The 17,149-nt window shown below is 60.7% G+C and carries 18 protein-coding genes; 8 read left to right on the top strand and 10 right to left on the bottom strand.

Annotated elements, in window-relative coordinates; genetic code table 11:
* Nucleotides 1-85 precede the first annotated feature (85 nt).
* Nucleotides 86-724, top strand: a complete 639-nt coding sequence (locus HCF10_RS27470; protein WP_131697596.1) for a DedA family protein — start codon at nucleotides 86-88, stop codon at nucleotides 722-724.
* Here the strand turns inward: HCF10_RS27470 and HCF10_RS27465 are convergent.
* Entirely contained in the window at nucleotides 705-1,940 is a 1,236-nt protein-coding gene (locus HCF10_RS27465; RefSeq protein WP_131697597.1) for a sterol desaturase family protein, read from the bottom strand. The genes HCF10_RS27470 and HCF10_RS27465 overlap by 20 nt on opposite strands.
* Nucleotides 1,941-2,056: 116 nt before the next feature.
* Here HCF10_RS27465 and elbB point away from each other — a divergent pair, with 116 nt between their 5' ends.
* Nucleotides 2,057-2,722, top strand: coding sequence for an isoprenoid biosynthesis glyoxalase ElbB (gene elbB / locus HCF10_RS27460; protein WP_167656796.1), 666 nt, complete (start codon nucleotides 2,057-2,059; stop codon nucleotides 2,720-2,722).
* Nucleotides 2,723-2,786: 64 nt separating this feature from the next.
* Here the strand turns inward: elbB and HCF10_RS27455 are convergent, their stop codons facing one another.
* Nucleotides 2,787-3,242 (bottom strand): YaiI/YqxD family protein, encoded by a 456-nt coding sequence (locus HCF10_RS27455; RefSeq protein WP_131697599.1) that lies wholly within the window; start codon nucleotides 3,240-3,242, stop codon nucleotides 2,787-2,789.
* Between the two features lie 2 nt (nucleotides 3,243-3,244).
* Nucleotides 3,245-5,140: an FTR1 family protein gene (locus tag HCF10_RS27450; RefSeq protein ID WP_167656795.1), complete on the bottom strand. Its 1,896-nt coding sequence runs from the start codon at nucleotides 5,138-5,140 to the stop codon at nucleotides 3,245-3,247.
* Nucleotides 5,141-5,407: 267 nt separating this feature from the next.
* On the opposite strand from HCF10_RS27450, the gene HCF10_RS27445 reads away from it, so the two are divergent.
* Genes HCF10_RS27445 through HCF10_RS27430 form a run of 4 tightly spaced genes read left to right on the top strand, consistent with a single transcriptional unit; the run spans nucleotide 5,408 to nucleotide 8,554 of the window.
* Entirely contained in the window at nucleotides 5,408-6,805 is a 1,398-nt protein-coding gene (locus HCF10_RS27445; protein ID WP_167656794.1) for a COG3014 family protein, read from the top strand.
* Nucleotides 6,806-6,815: 10 nt separating this feature from the next.
* Entirely contained in the window at nucleotides 6,816-7,187 is a 372-nt protein-coding gene (locus HCF10_RS27440) for a YcfL family protein (protein WP_131697602.1), read from the top strand.
* 35 nt (nucleotides 7,188-7,222) lie between these two features.
* Nucleotides 7,223-7,810 (top strand): penicillin-binding protein activator LpoB, encoded by a 588-nt coding sequence (gene lpoB / locus HCF10_RS27435; RefSeq protein WP_131697603.1) that lies wholly within the window; start codon nucleotides 7,223-7,225, stop codon nucleotides 7,808-7,810.
* Nucleotides 7,811-7,813: 3 nt separating this feature from the next.
* Nucleotides 7,814-8,554: a penicillin-binding protein activator LpoB gene (locus tag HCF10_RS27430; protein WP_131697604.1), complete on the top strand. Its 741-nt coding sequence runs from the start codon at nucleotides 7,814-7,816 to the stop codon at nucleotides 8,552-8,554.
* Between the two features lie 151 nt (nucleotides 8,555-8,705).
* Here HCF10_RS27430 and HCF10_RS27425 read toward each other — a convergent pair whose 3' ends face one another.
* The 3 genes from HCF10_RS27425 to abc-f all read right to left on the bottom strand — a co-directional run bounded on the left by HCF10_RS27425 (nucleotide 8,706) and on the right by abc-f (nucleotide 11,912).
* Nucleotides 8,706-9,338 carry a LysE family transporter gene (locus tag HCF10_RS27425; protein ID WP_131697605.1) on the bottom strand — a complete coding sequence of 211 codons (633 nt, stop codon included), beginning with the start codon at nucleotides 9,336-9,338 and terminating at the stop codon, nucleotides 8,706-8,708.
* Nucleotides 9,339-9,429: 91 nt separating this feature from the next.
* Entirely contained in the window at nucleotides 9,430-10,002 is a 573-nt protein-coding gene (locus HCF10_RS27420) for a mechanosensitive ion channel family protein (protein WP_145337436.1), read from the bottom strand.
* On the bottom strand, nucleotides 10,002-11,912 hold the full coding sequence (gene abc-f, locus HCF10_RS27415; RefSeq protein WP_167656793.1) for a ribosomal protection-like ABC-F family protein: 1,911 nt from the start codon (nucleotides 11,910-11,912) through the stop codon (nucleotides 10,002-10,004). The genes HCF10_RS27420 and abc-f overlap by 1 nt, the downstream gene beginning before the upstream one ends.
* Before the next feature lie 50 nt (nucleotides 11,913-11,962).
* Here abc-f and HCF10_RS27410 point away from each other — a divergent pair, with 50 nt between their 5' ends.
* Nucleotides 11,963-12,427 carry a TIGR02444 family protein gene (locus HCF10_RS27410; RefSeq protein WP_145337435.1) on the top strand — a complete coding sequence of 155 codons (465 nt, stop codon included), beginning with the start codon at nucleotides 11,963-11,965 and terminating at the stop codon, nucleotides 12,425-12,427.
* Here HCF10_RS27410 and HCF10_RS27405 read toward each other — a convergent pair.
* Nucleotides 12,424-13,551, bottom strand: a complete 1,128-nt coding sequence (locus tag HCF10_RS27405; protein ID WP_167656792.1) for an AlgP family protein — start codon at nucleotides 13,549-13,551, stop codon at nucleotides 12,424-12,426. The two genes, HCF10_RS27410 and HCF10_RS27405, sit on opposite strands and share 4 nt — an antisense overlap.
* 192 nt (nucleotides 13,552-13,743) lie before the next feature.
* On the opposite strand from HCF10_RS27405, the gene HCF10_RS27400 reads away from it, so the two are divergent.
* Entirely contained in the window at nucleotides 13,744-14,421 is a 678-nt protein-coding gene (locus HCF10_RS27400; RefSeq protein ID WP_145337433.1) for an FKBP-type peptidyl-prolyl cis-trans isomerase, read from the top strand.
* A gap of 54 nt (nucleotides 14,422-14,475) precedes the next feature.
* On the opposite strand, the gene rsd is transcribed toward HCF10_RS27400, so the two are convergent.
* The 3 genes from rsd to HCF10_RS27385 all read right to left on the bottom strand — a co-directional run bounded on the left by rsd (nucleotide 14,476) and on the right by HCF10_RS27385 (nucleotide 17,144).
* Nucleotides 14,476-14,934, bottom strand: a complete 459-nt coding sequence (rsd, locus tag HCF10_RS27395) for a sigma D regulator (protein ID WP_131697611.1) — start codon at nucleotides 14,932-14,934, stop codon at nucleotides 14,476-14,478.
* Nucleotides 14,935-15,143: 209 nt separating this feature from the next.
* Nucleotides 15,144-15,665 carry a disulfide bond formation protein B gene (locus tag HCF10_RS27390; RefSeq protein WP_131697612.1) on the bottom strand — a complete coding sequence of 174 codons (522 nt, stop codon included), beginning with the start codon at nucleotides 15,663-15,665 and terminating at the stop codon, nucleotides 15,144-15,146.
* 237 nt (nucleotides 15,666-15,902) lie between these two features.
* Nucleotides 15,903-17,144: a heme biosynthesis protein HemY gene (locus HCF10_RS27385; RefSeq protein WP_131697613.1), complete on the bottom strand. Its 1,242-nt coding sequence runs from the start codon at nucleotides 17,142-17,144 to the stop codon at nucleotides 15,903-15,905.
* Between the last annotated feature and the right edge of the window lie 5 nt (nucleotides 17,145-17,149).

Below are 17,149 nucleotides of genomic sequence, written 5' to 3'. Positions count from 1 at the left end.
TTGTTCACTTCGTGACACATCTCGATACTTTCATGAATGTTCACGAAGGCGTAGGCTGCGCGTTCATTTCGCCAGCACCCAGACCATGCTTCAACAATTTCTGCATGACTTCGGCTACTTTGCCCTCTTCCTAGGCACGTTCTTCGAAGGCGAAACCATCCTGGTTCTCGCAGGCTTCCTGGCGTTCCGTGGGTACATGGATATCAACCTGGTGGTAGTCGTTGCCTTCTTCGGCAGCTACGCCGGCGACCAGCTTTGGTATTACATGGGCCGCAAGCACGGCCGCAAACTGTTGGCGCGCAAGCCGCGCTGGCAATTGATGGGCGACAAAGCCCTGGAACATATCCGCAAGCACCCGGATATCTGGGTGCTGAGCTTCCGCTTTGTCTACGGATTACGCACGGTAATGCCCGTCGCGATCGGCCTGTCAGGCTACCCGCCAGTACGCTACCTGATCCTCAACGGTATTGGTGCTGCAATCTGGGCTGCGGCCTTGGGTGCTGCGGCTTATCACTTCGGTGCCGTGCTGGAAGGCATGCTGGGCAGCGTCAAGAAATACGAGCTGTGGGTACTGGGCGCCTTGCTGCTGCTGGGCTTTGGCCTGTGGCTGCGCCGCCGTTTCAAGAACGCCCGTATCGCCCGCCAGGCCTGTGCCGATGCCAAGGCGCGGCTCGCCGCCGCCGAGCCCGCTCCGGTAGAAGCGCCTAAGACACCAGTCGAGTAAGCCGGCCTCTGCAACAGTAGAGGCCAATCACGCTGAGCAGGCTGTAGCTCACCAGGCCCAACCATCCCAGGTTGCTCGCCGGCCACAGCCCGACCAGCGGCGCCAGCCACACCAGCGGCACATTCAGCGCCAGGCGCATCAGTTCGGCCTTTAACGCCCACGGGCGATTCTCCAGGGCCACGCCCAGGGTAAACAATCCAAGCGCCATCGCACTCCAGCCGAGAATCAGCGCTGCGGTGGGCAGACCCTCGCCGACATTCATCAAATAGCTGCCAAAACCCACATACGCCGCGAACTGCAGGGCGATGTAGACCTGTTGGCGCGCGTCCAGCGGCACTTCGAATTTGCGGAACTGACTCAAATCCGGCTTGGCCAACGGGTACTTGGCCTTCACGTCCGCCGGGCGCCAACCAGTGCGCATGAACCAGATGCGCAGCTTGTCCCACTTACTTTCGGTACGCCGTGCATCACGCCAAAGCTGTGCATAAAACTGCAGGTTGGCCCACAACGGATTCCAGCTGGCCAAGGGCGTGGTCACGCCGAAAATCACCGGCTCGTTGTCGTCTTCTTCCTGGAAGGTGCCGAACAGCCTGTCCCAAAGAATGAACACCCCGCCGTAGTTGCGATCCATGTAGAGAGCGTTCTGTGCATGGTGGGCCCGATGATTGGATGGCGTGACGAAAAACCACTCGAACCAGCCAAGCTTGGGCACGTGCCGGGTATGCACCCAGAATTGATACAGCAGGTTAAGGGACGCCACACTGATAAACACCACCAGCGGCACGCCAAGCACGGCAAGGGGCAGGTAGAAAATCCAGCTCAGCAGGAAGCCGGTGCTGGTCTGGCGCAGGGCGGTGCTGAGGTTGTAGTCCTCGCTCTGGTGATGCACCGAGTGCGCGGCCCAGAGGATATTGCGCTCGTGCCCCATTCGATGCAGCCAGTAGTAGCAGAAGTCGTAGAACACAAAGGCGAATACCCAGGTCCAGACACTCTGGGCAGACAGCTCGATCAGCGCCAGGTGCTTGAGGGCAAACGCGTAGGTCAGCAGCCCCACACCCTTGGTCAACAGCCCGGTGGTGGTGGACAGTACGCCGGTGCTGAGGCTGTTGATGGCGTCCGCCACGCGATAGTTGCGCTGCCCACGCCAACGGTCGGCGAGCAGCTCCACTACGATCAAGGCAATGAAAAACGGTACCGCGTAAGGCACGAAGTCCATGGTCTGGTCCGGTCTATTTTTGTTACATCAAGATTAGGTGCAGCGGTGCGAGATCCCATTGGCAACAGGTTACAAATTAGTAGACATTTAACGCCAAGACCCCAGGAGAAATGCCCATGAGCAAAAAGATTGCAGTGATCCTTTTCGGCTGTGGCGTGTACGACGGCGCAGAGATCCACGAAAGCGTGATCACCTTGCTGCGCCTGGATCAGCGCGGCGCTCAGGTCCAATGTTTTGCACCGAATATTGCGCAGTTGCACGTGATCAACCACCTGACGGGCGAGGAAATGCCCGAGTCGCGCAATGTGCTGGTGGAATCGGCGCGCATTGCCCGAGGTGCCGTGCAGGACATTGCCGAGGCGAGTGCCGCAGACTTCGATGCGTTGATCGTACCCGGCGGGTTTGGTGCGGCGAAGAACCTGTCGGACTTTGCCCTGGAGGGCGCCGCTTGCAGCGTCAACCCGCAGGTACTGGCGCTGGCTGAAGCCTTTGCAGAAGCCGGCAAGCCGGTGGGGCTGATCTGCATTTCGCCGGCTCTGGCCGCGAAGATCTACGGCCCGGGAGTGACCTGCACCATCGGCAACGATGCCGACACCGCCGCCGCCCTCGACAAAATGGGCGCCACCCACCACGAATGCACAGTGGAAGACATTGTCGAGGACAAAGCACGCAAGTTGGTAAGCACGCCGGCCTATATGCTGGGCAAGAACATCAGCGAGGTGGCGTCAGGCATCAACAAGCTGGTGGATCGGGTGCTGGAGCTGACCCACGAGAACGATTGATGAGGGAGCCGTGAACTTAACGGTAGTAAGCCGGCCTGGTGTGGCGAGTACCCTCGCCACAAGGTCAGGCCTGGCGCATCAATTTGGTCAGGATGCGGTCAAGTGAGTTGGCAAACGCCTGCTTGTCCTTTTCCCCATGGGGTGGGGGACCACCGCCCATCTGACCTTGCTCGCGCAGGTCAGTGAACAAGTTACGCACCGCCAACCGTTCGCTCATGTTCGCCGGGCTGAACTCCTTGCCCCGTGGGTCGAGGGCGGTGACGCCCTTCTTCACCAGACGATCAGCCAGCGGTACATCGCTGCAGATCACCAGCTCACCGGGTACTGCGTGCTCGACCAAATAATCGTCTGCGGCGTCCGGTCCACTGGGCACCACGATCAACTTCACACACGAGAAGCTCGGCTTGATCTGGCTCTGCCCGGCCACCAATACCACTTCGAACTGGCGCTTGAGGGCGAACTTCACCACCTGGTCCTTGGCGGCCCGAGGGCAGGCGTCGGCGTCGATCCATACCCGCATGGTCAGGCCACCACCCGGCGTTTTTCAGCCAGGCGACTGCGGCCATACAACACCATAATCGCCAGGATCGCCAAGGCCTGTGCACTCAACGAGTACGCATCGGCGTGGATGCCCAGCCAGTCGAAGTCAAAGAACGCCACCGGCCGTGTGCCAAAGATGCCGGCTTCCTGCAACGCTTTGACGCCATGGCCGGCAAACACCACCGACAGCGCGCACAGCAGCGCCGCGTTGATGCCGAAAAACAGCGCCAGCGGCAGTTTCGCCGAACCGCGCAGGATCACCCAGGCCAGGCCCACCAGCAGCACCAACGCCGTGGCACCACCCGCCAGCACCGCGTTGTGCCCGGCCGGGCCCGCTTGCAGCCACAGAGTTTCGTAGAACAGGATCACTTCGAACAGCTCGCGGTAGACCGAGAAAAACGCCAGCATGGCAAACCCGAAACGCCCACCGCCGCCCACCAGGCTGCTCTTGATGTAGTCCTGCCATGCCGCAGCATGGCGGCGGTCGTGCATCCATACGCCAAGCCACAGCACCATTACACTGGCGAACAGCGCCGTGCAGCCTTCGAGCAATTCGCGCTGGGCGCCGCTGACGTCTATCACATACGCCGCCAGTGCCCAGGTGGCCAAGCCGGCCAATAGTGCCAGGCCCCAGCCGACGTTGACGCTGCGCACCGCCGATTGCTGGCCGGTGTTGCGCAGGAAGGCGAGGATCGCCGCCAGCACCAGGATCGCTTCCAGGCCTTCACGCAGCAGGATCAGCAGACCGGAGATGTAGCTCAACGACCAGCTCAAGCCATCGCTGCCCAGCAAGCCTGCGGATTCGGCGAGCTTGCCCTTGGCCACGTCCAGGCGCTGCTGCACCTGTTCGATCGGCAGGCCGTCCTGCAACGACTGCCGGTAAGCCATCAGGGCCTTCTCGGTGTCCTTACGTACATTGGCGTCGACGTTATCCAGAGAGCTTTCCACCAACTCGAAGCCTTCGAGGTAGGCCGCTACCGACAAATCATAGGCCTGGTCGTGGTCACCATTGCGGAACGCCGCGAGGCTTTTGTCCAGGGTGGTGGCGGTGTAATCGAGCAACTGCGCCGGGCCACGCTTGACCTGCGGCGGTTGCGCACGCTGGGCGCGGAAGGTCGTGGCAGCCGCCGCGCCGCTTGCGGCCAGCACTTCATCAGGTGTCTGACGGGCCAGGTCGGCGAGATTGAGGGGTTGTTCGCTTTTCGCGGCGGCCGGGTCGGCGGTGAAACCGGCGATGTAGGTGGCCAGGTCCCAGCGCTGGCGGTCGTCCAGTTGGTCGGCGAAAGACGGCATGTCGGTGCCTTCGACACCCAGGCCCAGGGTGTTGTAGATCGCGTAGAGGCTCAGGCGGTCCAGGCGTGCTGCATCCGTCAAGTTGGCAGGTGGCGGCGTCATCCCCACGCCGGCCGGGCCATCGCCAGCACCGGCAGTACCGTGGCACACCGAGCAGTGCTGGGCGTAGAGCGGTGCGCCGCGCGTCGGGTCGGGCGTGATGGCCGGGGCTTGGCTGACTTCATACGCGACTGCCAGCTTGGCCCCCAACTGGCGGGCCTGGCGAGCAACGGTCGCGCCATCTGCGTGAGCGGTGACAGCGGCCAGCAGTTCATTGACGCCCTTCACCAACTCCGCACGCTCGGGCCTTTGCGGCAAATCCGCCACCAACCCCTGCAATACCCCGAGAAACTCCACCTGCTCACGGTATTCCGAATCATCCACCACCTTGCCCGCCTGCACCGTCGGCGGGTAGTCAGCGCCAATGTAGTCCAGCAAATGCAGGGCCTGTGGGGCGCCCTCGGCGGTCGCGGCCAACAGGTTGAAGCTGCACGACATCAACGCCGGCAACAGCAGCCAGGCGAGAAAACGGAAGGGGCCAGTCATGAATGAATCTCAAGTGGAAATACGAAGTAACACATTGTTAAGCCTTAAAGGGTTTGACTCAAGGCGTTAGTGATTTGTCGTTTGAGCGGGAGGGGAATTTCAGCCGCGCGGTAATGGCATCTATGTCGACCAATCAAAGCAAAAAGCCATTGTTTTGCCATTAACGGTGCTTATAATGCCGCGCCCTGTTAGTGCGAAAGGGAATTTCGTTCCTCGTTTTTATGAGGAATTACCACATCGGTCGGCTACTTTCAGGGAAGAAGTCACATGGCTTTTCGCGCCTTAACTCCGCTCACGCTCGCGGCAGTCACCTTGCTCTCCGGCTGTTCAATGTTCCGCAGCTACGACTCAGAGCTGCAAGCTACCAACCAGCAACTGGCCACCGGCAATGTCGACGCCGCCCTGACCCTGCTGGAAAAGAACAACACCGGCGAAGACAAAGACCTGCTGTATTTCTTCGAAAAGGGCGAGTTGCTGCGGGCCAAGGGCGACCTGACCGGCAGCCAGACCGCCTGGCGCAGCGCCGACCTGCAAGTCTACAAGTGGGAAGAGTCGGTCAAGTTCGACGGCGCAAAGTACCTGTCCCAGTTCGGCAGCTTCCTGGCCAACGACAAGGTGCGTCGCTACGAAGGCTATGACTACGAAAAAGTCATGCTGACCACGCAGATGGCCCTGAACCTGCTGGCCTTGAACGACTTCGACGGTGCACGCACCGAAATCAAGAAGACCCACGAACGCGAAGCGGTGATCGCCGACCTGCGCGACAAGGAATACCTCAAGCGCGAAGACGACGCCGAGCGCCAGGGCATGACCACCCAGCTCAAGGACCTGCACGGCTACCCGGTGCAAGCCCTCGACGCGCCGGAAGTGGTCGGCCTGAAGAACAGCTACCAAAGTGCGTTCAGCCATTACCTGGCCGGCTTCGTCTACGAAGCCCTGGGCGAAAAAGACTTGGCCGCCCCCGGTTATCGCAAGGCCGTCGAGCTGCGTCCTAACACGCCACTGCTGGAAAAAGCGTTGCTCGACTTGGATAAATCCAAGGTCGGCGCCGATGAAACCGACGTGCTGATCGTGGTGCAGAGCGGTCTCGCACCCGCCCGCGACTCGATCCGCCTGCCGCTGCCCATCCCGATCAATGGCAACCTGGTGATCACCCCGCTGTCGTTCCCGGTGATCAAGGCCGACACCTCCACGGCGACCTTCGCCCAGATCGGTGTCGATGGCCAGCAACAGAACCTCACGGCGCTCAACAGCACCACTGCCATGTCCCGCCGCGCCCTGCGGGATGACATGCCAGGGATCATTCTGCGCACCACCGTGCGTGCGGTAACCCGTGGTGTGGCGCAGAACAACCTGAACAAGACCAACCCCATGGCAGGCCTGGTACTGGGTATCGCCTCGGCCGTAACCGAGGGCGCCGACACCCGCACCTGGCGCACCTTGCCGGACATGACCCAAGTGACCCGCCTGCGCCTCAAGCGCGGCGAGCACCAGGTCAGCCTGCCCAACGCCCTGGGTGGCACGCGGGTGACGATCAAGGCTGATCAGCGCTACCAGGTGATCACGCTGCGCGTGGTCGGCAACCAGGTGTTCGCCGGTGGCCTGGCCGCCCATGTGGTGCCGAACAATCCGCCCCAGGCCATTGCCACCCTCAAACAACCTTAAGGAGCACGCTATGCGTCACTTCATCCTCGGCGCCCTGGCGCTGGTCCTGCTTGCCGGCTGCGCGACCCCGCCGCCGCCGGAACCTGGCAGTGCTGCGAGCAAAATCGTAGTGATGGGCAAGTTCAAGGGCATCGCGGTCGGCGCCATTCGTGTGGCCCGCGAGAACGGTTTCCTTACCGCCAAGGTGCAACTGAGCAACATCACCAGCAGTAACCAGATGATGTATTACCGCTTCGCCTGGCTGGGCGCCGATGGTTTCCCCGTAGGCGATGAAGAGGCCTGGAAGGTGCTGAACCTGTACGCCAACCAGGCGACATTCCTGCCCGCCATTGCCAATGTGCCCCAGGCCGCGGACTTCCGCCTTGAAGTCAAAACCCCTTGAGCCGTTCATTCTTTTTGCTGCTGAGAGATTTCCCCATGTTTGTACGTTTCTCGATTCTCGCCGTGGTTGCCGTTCTGGCCAGCGGTTGCGCGAACACCTCCCCGGTACTGGGCGGTAAAAATATCAGCTACGGCGACACCAAGGCCGTGGAACTGGTGACCAACGAGTTCGGCTCCACCGACCTGCAGATGATTGCCGAAAGCATGACCCGCTCCCTGGCCCAGTCCGGCATCCTGCAAGGCCGCCCGGTGGTGCAGGTGTATGACGTAAAGAACAAGACCAGCGAGTACATCGATACCCGTGAGATCACCACGTCGATCAAGACCCAACTGATGAAGACCGGCACCGCACGCTTCGCCAGTGACAACACCGACATGCAGAGCCAGGTCGACCAGCTCAAGCTGCAGAACCAGAGCGGCTTGTACAAGAAGTCCACCGTCAGCAAAACCGGCAACATGGTCGCCGCCAAGTACCGCCTGGAAGGCTCCATCAGCTCCATCGTCAAGCGCAGTTCGGACTACAAGGACGTGTTCTACAAGTTCAGCCTGCAGCTGATCGACGTCGAGAGCGGCCTGGCTGAATGGATGGACGAAAAAGAAATCCGCAAGACCACGGAGCGCTAAGCGATGCGTGCATGGATTGGTTTGATCGGCCTGCTGTGCGCCTTTGGCGCCTCGGCCGCGCCCAAAATCGCGGTGACTGACCTGGCCTACCAGGCGCGGGTCGAGGAGTACATCCACCAGGTTTCGGCCAGCAACAACTTCCAGGCAAGCAGCTACAACGCCAGCGGTGCATCGAACTACAGCGAGTACGAGAGCCGTAGCAGCTACATCGAACAGACCGAGCTGCGTAAATTCAGCGGTGATATCAAGGGCGAAATCCTCAAGTCCCGCCAGTTCCAGCTGGTGCAGGGCACGCCCTACACCGCCGATGCCAAAGGTGACGTCTATGACGTGATCAAGCGCATCAAGGCCGGTAACTTCAAGGGCGCGGACTACGTGCTGTTCGGCACGCTGTCAGACATCGACTTCACCCAGGACATCAACGCCCTGGACCACACCAACAGCTACTCGGCGGTGCTGGGCCTGACGCTGGTGGCGGATTTCAGCCTGATCAACACCCGCACCTACGAAATCACCTCGGCGTTTACCGCCATGGGCGAAGGCCAGGACACCAAGCTGGTGAACAGCCGCGACATACGCGTGAGCCTGAACCGGCCGCGCGTGGTGAAGGAGGTGTCGAAGGCGCTGGGTGAGGACGTGGCACGGCAACTGGCGGAACAGTTGGGCGGCGGCTATCAAGAGCCTGGCCAGCCGGCGTTGCGTAATAACCTGCCAAGGGATGAAGCGCCGAAGATCCTGCGCTGAAGGGTAATCCTTTGGAAACACATAACCAATGTGGGAGGGGGCTTGCTCCCGATAGCAGGGTGTCAGTCAGCTTAGCTGTAGCTGAGACACCGCCATCGGGGGCAAGCCCCCTCCCACACTTTTAATGCGGTTTCTTCAGAGGTTCCGAGGTTTACGCCGTTGCGCGATGCAAGCTGGCCAGGAAACCCGCAGCCCCCACGAACAACCCGGCAAACGTACGGTTCACGCGCTTCTGCTGCTTGGGCGTGCGCAACAGGCGCAGGACTTTGGACGCCAACCCCGTATACCCCGCCATTACGACCATATCGACGCTGATCATCGTCGCACCGATGATCAGGTACTGGACCAGCAGCGGCGCCTGCGGATTCACGAACTGCGGCAGCACCGCGAGCATGAACACCAGGGCCTTGGGGTTGCTGGCGTTGACCAGGAAACCCCGGAACATCATCGCCATCGGCTTGCCGAGCGGGCGTATCGCCGCGTCATCGGCCATGTCCATGGGCAAGGCACGCCATTGCTTGACGGCCAGGTACACAAGGTACGCCACACCAAACCATTTGATCGCATAGAACGCGGTCGACGACGCCGCCAGAATGGCACCCAAACCGCCCGCCACCACGGCAATCTGCATTGCCAGGCCCAGTTGCAGGCCAATGGCGTTCCAGTAACCGCGCAGGAAACCGTATTGCAGGCCGCTGGACATTGAAGCGATGGCGCCGGCGCCAGGGGACAGGGAGATGATCCAACTTGCCAGGAAAAAGGCCAGCCACGTGTCGAGTGCCATTGCACACCTCGGTAAAGAGTCAGCGATTGTTGTGCCTTAAGCTAACTCCGCCGACCAGAGGCTGGCTATAGATTTTTACAGGATGTAAACGCTAGCGGTCGCCCGAGAACACATGGGTACCTGGCCAACGCCGCACCGAGCGCTGGAAGAACAGGCTGTTAGGTACCTGTACGATGGCGCTGTCGGTGCCTGCTGCTTCCACTTCGATCAGCGTGGTGTAGAGCAAGTTGATCGCCACTACCCTGCCCTTCACTCCTGGCTTGTCGACGGTATCCACCAACTCGACGATGTCACCGAGGCGAAATGGCCCGACGGTAAAGATCAGGATCGCGCACAGCAGGTTGGACAACACCGACCACATGGCGAAGAACGCCACTGCCGCCACCGCGACAAACCCCGACAGTGCGGTCCACAATACCGTGGCGGACACACCCAGCCGGCCCAGCACAAAGATCAACGCACTGCCCATGATCAGCCAACGCAATCCACCACGCAGCGGCATCAGCAATTGCGGCGGGAACGGGTAGCGCTCACCCAGGCGTGTCAGGCCCTTGGCGACAAACCGCTGGGCGAGGTAGCCGGCCAGCAGGATCAGCAGGATTTGCACGCCGATCCATACAGGCTCGATCCATTGCGCAGGCAACGGCAGTTGCAAGGCTTCCATCAGGACAGCGCCTCCAGCTCCGCTTGCAGGGTTTCCAGCAGTTCGAGGGCTTCCATCCAGGTTTCCTCCAATTGCCCTTCGCGGACCTTGAGCTTGGCCTGTTCAGCCAGCAGGTCGCGCAGCTCATCCTTGCGTGCCGCCTCGTACACGGCGCTGTCACCCAGGCTGGCTTCGATCCTGGCCAGGCGCTCGTGCACCTTGCCCAACTCGGCCTCAAGCTTGTCGGCTTCGCGCTTGTGCGGTGCCAACTGCTGGCGCAGTGCGGCAGCGGCCTGGCGCTGGGCTTTCTTGTCGGTCTTGTCCGGGTTGACCGGGGTGTTGCTGACCGGCGCATTGCGCAGGCGGTAATCCATGAGCCAGCGCGCGTAGTCGTCCAGGTCACCGTCGAACTCTTCGACTTTGCCATCCGCTACCAGCAGGAAGTTGTCGGTGGTGCTCTTGAGCAAGTGGCGATCGTGAGACACCACCAGTACCGCACCGCTGAACTCCTGCAAGGCCATGGTCAGCGCCAGGCGCATTTCCAGGTCGAGGTGGTTGGTCGGTTCGTCGAGCAGCAGCAGGTTCGGGCGGTCCCAGGCAATGAGCGCCAGGGCCAGGCGGGCTTTTTCGCCACCGGAGAAGTTCAGCACCGGCTCATCGATGCGCGCGCCACGAAAGTCAAAGCCACCGAGGAAGTCGCGCAGGGTTTGCTCGCGCTCGGTCGGCGCCAGGCGTTGCAGGTGCAGCAACGGGCTGGCCTTGGCGTCGAGGGAGTCCAACTGATGCTGGGCGAAATAGCCCACCACCAGGTTCTCGCCACGGGTCAGGCGACCGGCCAGGGGTTGCAGCTCGCCCGAGAGGTTCTTGATCAGCGTTGACTTGCCCGCGCCGTTAGGGCCGAGCAAACCAATGCGTGCACCCGGGGTGAGCTGCAGCTTGACCTTCTCCAGGATGGTTTTCTCGCCATAACCCAGGCGGGCATCCGAAAGATCCAGCAAGGGGCTGGAGATCTTCACCGACTCGCGGAACACAAAGTCGAACGGCGAATCGACGTGGGCCGCCGACAGTTCTTCCATGCGCTCCAGGGCCTTGATCCGGCTCTGGGCCTGGCGGGCCTTGGTGGCCTGGGCCTTGAACCGGGCGATGTAGCTTTCCATGTGCGCACGCTGCGCCTGCTGCTTCTCGAACGCCTGCTGCTGCTGGGCCAGGCGCTCGGCACGCGCACGTTCGAACGCGGTGTAGCCGCCACGGTAGAGGGTGATTTTCTTCTGTTCGACGTGGGCGATGTTGTCGACCACGGCGTCAAGGAAATCCCGGTCGTGGGAAATCAGCAGCAAGGTGCCCTGATAGCTCTTGAGGAAGTCTTCCAGCCACAGGATCGCATCGAGGTCCAAGTGGTTGGTCGGTTCGTCGAGCAGCAACAGGTCCGAGGGGCACATCAGCGCCTGGGCCAAATTAAGGCGCATGCGCCAGCCACCGGAGAAGTCGGCGACCGGGCGGTCCATCTGTTCGTTGGTGAAGCCAAGGCCGGCGAGCATCTTGCGGGCGCGGGCGTCGGCGGTGTAGCCGTCGGCACTGTCGAGTTCCGCATGCAGGCGGGCCTGGGCGGCGCCGTCCTGGGCTTTCTCGGCTTCGGCCAGGTCGTGTTGCACCTGGCGCAGACGCAGGTCGCCATCGAGTACGTAGTCGATCGCGATGCGGTCCAGGGTGTCGATCTCCTGGCGCATATGGGCGATGCGCCAGTCGGCCGGCAGCAAGCAGTCCCCGGAATCCGGGGTCAGCTCACCCAGCAGCAGGGCGAACAACGTGGATTTGCCGGCGCCGTTGGCACCGATCAGGCCGGCTTTGTGACCGGCGTGCAGGGTCAGCTCGGCGTCTTCGAGAAGACGTTGCGGGCCACGCTGTAATGTTAGGCTTTGAAGTCGGATCATAATGGCGGCGGAGTCTACCAGCTTCGTTGGCCGCTGGCTTGGGTGTGAATATGTGCGCTGACCTGTGGAGCTTTGCCCTCTCGACTTACGCCCGGCCGGGCGTCGAAACCGTCTGCCTGCGCTTGCAAGAGCAAGGGGCGGACGTGTGCCTGTTGCTTTGCGGCGCGTGGCTGGAACAGCGGGGTGCGGCATTTGAGCCTGAACGTATGCGAACGCTTCAACAGCTGGCCCGTCCGTGGCAGGCACAGGTGATCGAACCGTTGCGGCAGTTGCGTGTGCAATGGCGCGCCATGGCGCAGCAGGATGAGCCCCTGGCGGCGTTACGCGAGCGGGTCAAAGCCCTGGAACTGGATGCCGAACGGCAATTGCTGACGCGCCTGGAAGCGTTGGCGCAGGCATGGCCGAAAGGGGAGACGACTCAACAGAGGTGGTTGGAAGGACTGGCGGCTGAGGATGCCGCCAACCTTGACCATGACGCACTGCAGCAGCTGCGCGTCATGATCACCGGCACTTAGGAAGCGCTGGTTGGGGTGGTGCCTGGCGCTACCGGTGCAGGAGTGCTGCTGGCCGATGCGGTTGGAGCGGTGGACGCTGCGGGGGTTGCAGCAGGTGCAGCAGGTGCAGCTGGCTTGGCCGGTGCTGGTTTTGCAGCAGCAGGCTTTGCAACTGGCTTGGCGGCTGGCTTGACAGCAGCAGGTTTGGCAGCCGGCTTGGCGGCTGGTTTTGCAGCAGCGGTTTTGGCAGCTGGCTTCGCGGCTGGTTTTGCAGCGGCGGTTTTGGCAACTGGCTTCGCGGCCGGTTTTGCAGCAGCAGTTTTGGCAGCTGGCTTCGCGGCTGGTTTTGCTGCAGCGGTTTTAGCAACTGGCTTCGCGGCTGGTTTTGCTGCAGCGGTTTTAGCAACTGGCTTCGCGGCTGGTTTTGCAGCAGCAGTTTTGGCAGCTGGCTTCGCGGCTGGTTTTGCAGCAGCGGTTTTAGCAACTGGCTTCGCGGCTGGTTTTGCAGCAGCGGTTTTAGCAACTGGCTTCACGGCTGGTTTTGCAGTAGCAGTTTTGGCGGCTGGCTTCGCGGCTGGTTTTGCAGCAGCGGTTTTGGCAACTGGCTTCGCGGCCGGTTTTGCAGCAGCAGTTTTGGCAGCTGGCTTGGCGGCTGGTTTTGCAGCAGCGGTTTTGGCAGTTGGCTTGGCGGCTGTTTTTGCAGCAGCAGTTTTGGCAACTGGCTTGGCGGCAGCTTTAGCCGGTGCACGAGCACCCAGCACTTTCGCTACGGCTTCCTTCACACGACCAACGCCCTGGGCCAATTTCAGGCTTTCTTGAGCATCTTTTTTGAGTTGGGAAATGTAGGTGCGGGTTTCAGCTTGACGATCCTTGAGAGCATCCAGCAGGTCTTCGAGTTCTTTTACCGCGTCTTTGGCTTTGGCTTGTGCCTTGGCCTTGCCGGCAGTAGCAGCGTCTTGCAGTTTGGTGCGGGATTTATGCAGCTTTTCTTGCGCTTTACCGCGTTGTTTTTCCAGCTTGGCGAGCAGTTTTTCTGCATCGGCCAACGCTTGGGAACATGCGCTTTCCAGATGTTCGAGCAAGCTGCCCGAAAGTTGTTGGAGTAAATGCAACGGGGTATTTACAGGCTTCTGTTTGGCCGACATGGTTTACCTCCTGGCTGACGTGGGTGCGGCTCATACTAGCCCTCTGCTCTTACCGCCGCTAGGGCATGTTGACAGTATCGTTTGCGTTGCGTTGCAACGTGCGAAAATTCTTATCGATATAACGAAAACAAGCGGCACTTTTTACGCACCGGCACTGGCATAATCCGTCGCACTTTCGGCAGGAGAATGCCCATGTCGCGTTACCTTTTTCTTGTGCTGGGCCTGGCGATTTCTGCGGCCAATGCGAGCGAGCAATCACCGTCAAAAACCACGCCCCAAGACCAGCACGACCTCGCCTACAGCCTGGGCGCCAGCCTCGGTGAGCGTCTGCGCCAGGAAGTCCCGGGCCTGCAGATCCAGGCCTTGATCGACGGCCTCAAACAAGCCTATCAAGGCAAGCCGCTGGTGTTGGATAACGCGCGCATCGAACAGATTCTTGCCCAGCATGAGGCACAGGCCGAAGCCGACGTCCAAACCCCAAAAAGTGAACAGGCGCTCGCCGCCGAGCAGCAGTTTTTAACCAAGGAAAAAGCCGCGAAAGGGGTACGCGAGTTGGCCGATGGAATCCTGCTCACGGAACTGACACCCGGCAGTGGTAACAAGCCTGGCGCGAATGATCAGGTTCAAGTGAACTACGTTGGGCGATTGCCCGATGGCACGGTCTTCGATCAGAGCACACAACCCCAGTGGTTTCGCCTGGACAGTGTGATCAGTGGTTGGAGCAGCGCGTTGCAGCAGATGCCGGTCGGGGCCAAATGGCGCCTGGTGATCCCATCGACCCAAGCCTATGGTGCCGACGGTGCCGGTGAGTTGATCCCGCCCTATACGCCTCTGATATTCGAGATCGAATTGCTCGACACCCGTCACTGACCCAATAAAAAAACGGCGCGCCATGCGCACCGTTTTTTATCTCGCCAGCAATGATCAAGCCTGAGTGGCAGCTTCTTCCTTATGAGCGTTGTGGAGCACCTCGATCAGGCAATCTTCCAGTTCGAAACGCTCATGGAGCAGGCCACCCAACTCCTTGAATTTCTCAGCAACGCACTGGCCGGCATCACACAGGTCGGTGAACGCCAGCAGTTTCTCGGTAATGACATCGATGCGCGGATAAATAGTCTCGGCCAAGTCAAGACCACGCTTATCATCAAAGGCTTCCGCCTCTTTGGTCAGCTGCTCGTAGACACCGAAATGGCCAGCAGACACATAGTCCACCAACACTTCACAGAACTCTTGCAACGGCTTGCGATTCTCAGCCAGCGCCTCGGGCTTGGCGCCAAGAGCATCAAAGGCCCGAACCAGTTCGTGACGTGCCTTCAACCAGCTGTCGATCAGCTTGTGCACCCCACCCCAGCGTTCCTGAGCATTCTGACAACTTTCCAGCATGATGATCTCTCTTCCCTATAGGGGCGCTGCCGCCTGATGCCCACGCAACACTTCAAGGATAAAACAGCAGCGGGACAAGGCCGCGTCTGACAAACGGTTTCGATAACGCGTGCGGGCCAGATTATGCCCCCACGACTATGGCTTCAAGGTACGCAGGAGAGAAAGTTCATACAAGTGTTTAATCCCTTCCTACAAACTGCGGCCTCCGCTCAGCGCCTTGCTGAGCGCAACGGACGACTCAAAAACAGTCGGGAAAACTGCATGACACCGAGGATCAACATGCCCAGGAAGAACAGCAGGCTCCACTCGGGAAGGCTCAGGTCAAACAGCGTCCAGCTTATTTCCATGCAATCGACAGTGCCTTTGACCGTCAATTGCAACGCCTGCCACAGCGACAGGTTTTCGATCATGTGACTGAGACTGGGCCAACAATCGGCGGCTTGATCCGGTGCGGCATTTTGCAGCAGCACCTGCCGTACGGCGGTGATGGCACCCAACAACGCACATGCCATGCTCGTAAACCCATACAGGTAAAAAGTGGAGCGCCTGGGGTTGTGGAGGGCGGCGACCAGATTGATCAGCGTGAAGGCAGCCAGAAAGGCCCGCTGCATCTGACACAGGAAACAAGGGCGTAACGAGGCACCGAACTCAAGATAGAAGGACGCACCCAACGTCAGCGCACCCGCCATGAACGCAAGGAAAAACAAGGAGCGTGAAGGGGCCAAAGACATGCTTTATCCGCATCGCGAGAGGTAGGTCGTTACGTTAGAGGAAAGGCCTGACCCCTTTCAATACGCGCCAGAGCAGACGATTCCGTGAGAACGTAGGGACATCCCGTCAGAGGATGGAAGACTTGAAGCGCATGAGCGTAGGAGTATGCTTCAAAGCCTCTCAGGGCCGGCATATGCGCAGCATTGAAGGGCTGGCTGTCAGACGGATCTGAACCAGCCCTCGACTTCTTTCCTACATCAAACTCGGGCAGGAACTGGCAGCGGAGACGCCAACAAGCGGTTATCCAATAAGCCCAGGCCTTCCTGGAACAGTTGGTTGCTGCGCTCAGTGTCGCCCAACTGGGCCAACAGCCGCGCCAATTCAGCACAGGCCTCGGGATTACGCTGTACCTGCAGGCTGCTTTCCAGGTAATCCCGCGCCTTGCCCCACAGGCTGTTTTGCAGACACAGACGACCCAACGTCAACAACAGGCTGGCATCGCCCGGATGGTCCTTGAGCCAGCCTTCGGCAAATTTCAATTGCCGGGCCGGGTCACTGCCGCGCAGCAGGCCGTAGAGACGAATCAGGTGGCTGTCGTAGCCGCGCTTGATAGCACCGCGCAACGCCTCCTCCGCCTTGGTATCGGCGCCCAATTGACGCAGTTGTTCGGCATAGGCCAAGACCAGTTGCGGCTCCTGGCGCTGGGCGGAAGTGAGTTGTTGCCAAGCCCGCTCAAGAGATTGCAAGCCGGCTTCGCCCTGCTCTTCGCGCTGGGCCGCCAGGCTCAGGTTCTCCCCCCAGGCACGACGCTCCAGTTCGGCCAATTCGCCGGCAGGCAACACCTTGTCCTTGCGCAGCTCCGGCAACAGGCGGATCACCGACGACCAGTCGCCACGCTGCTGGTGCAGGCGCTGCAATTGGCGCAGCACTTGGCCGTTGTGGGGATGACGCTCGTGCATGGCCTGCAAGGTGGTGAGCGCGCCGTCAGTGTCGCCACGGTCCAACTGCAACTGCGCATGGCTCAAGGCAACCGCCAGCTCGGCTTGGGGCTGACGCTCCAGAGCGCGCTCAAGCAAACCGTCCGACTCTTCATAACGGCCCTGCTCATTCGCCGCCCGGGCCGCGCCCAGGTAGTACAGCAATGGCTGGCGCTCGGCTTCGGCGGCACGGTGCAGGTGACGTTCCGCACTGGCCCAACGGCCTTCGGCGAGGTCCATCTGGCCCTGTTCGATGGCAATCTGCACGCGGCGACTGCGGTTACGTCGCGACCACGGGTTAACCACGCCACCCGAGGTGGTGACCAGGCTCAGCAATACGCGGATCAAGTAGATGGCCAGGCCGAAGACAAACACCGCCACCACGGTAGCCCACAGGCTCGACTCGTAGTGCAGCACATGAGGGTAGGTAATCAGCACGTAGCCGGTGTGTTTCGAAATGCCCACAGCCAGTGCCAGGGCGATTGCAATCGCCAGCACCAGGATCACATAGAAACGCTTCATCGGCT

Source organism: Pseudomonas sp. B14(2022) (assembly GCF_012030485.1).
In the GTDB taxonomy this organism is placed as follows: domain Bacteria; phylum Pseudomonadota; class Gammaproteobacteria; order Pseudomonadales; family Pseudomonadaceae; genus Aquipseudomonas.
This window is presented reverse-complemented; position numbering and strand designations above follow the sequence as displayed.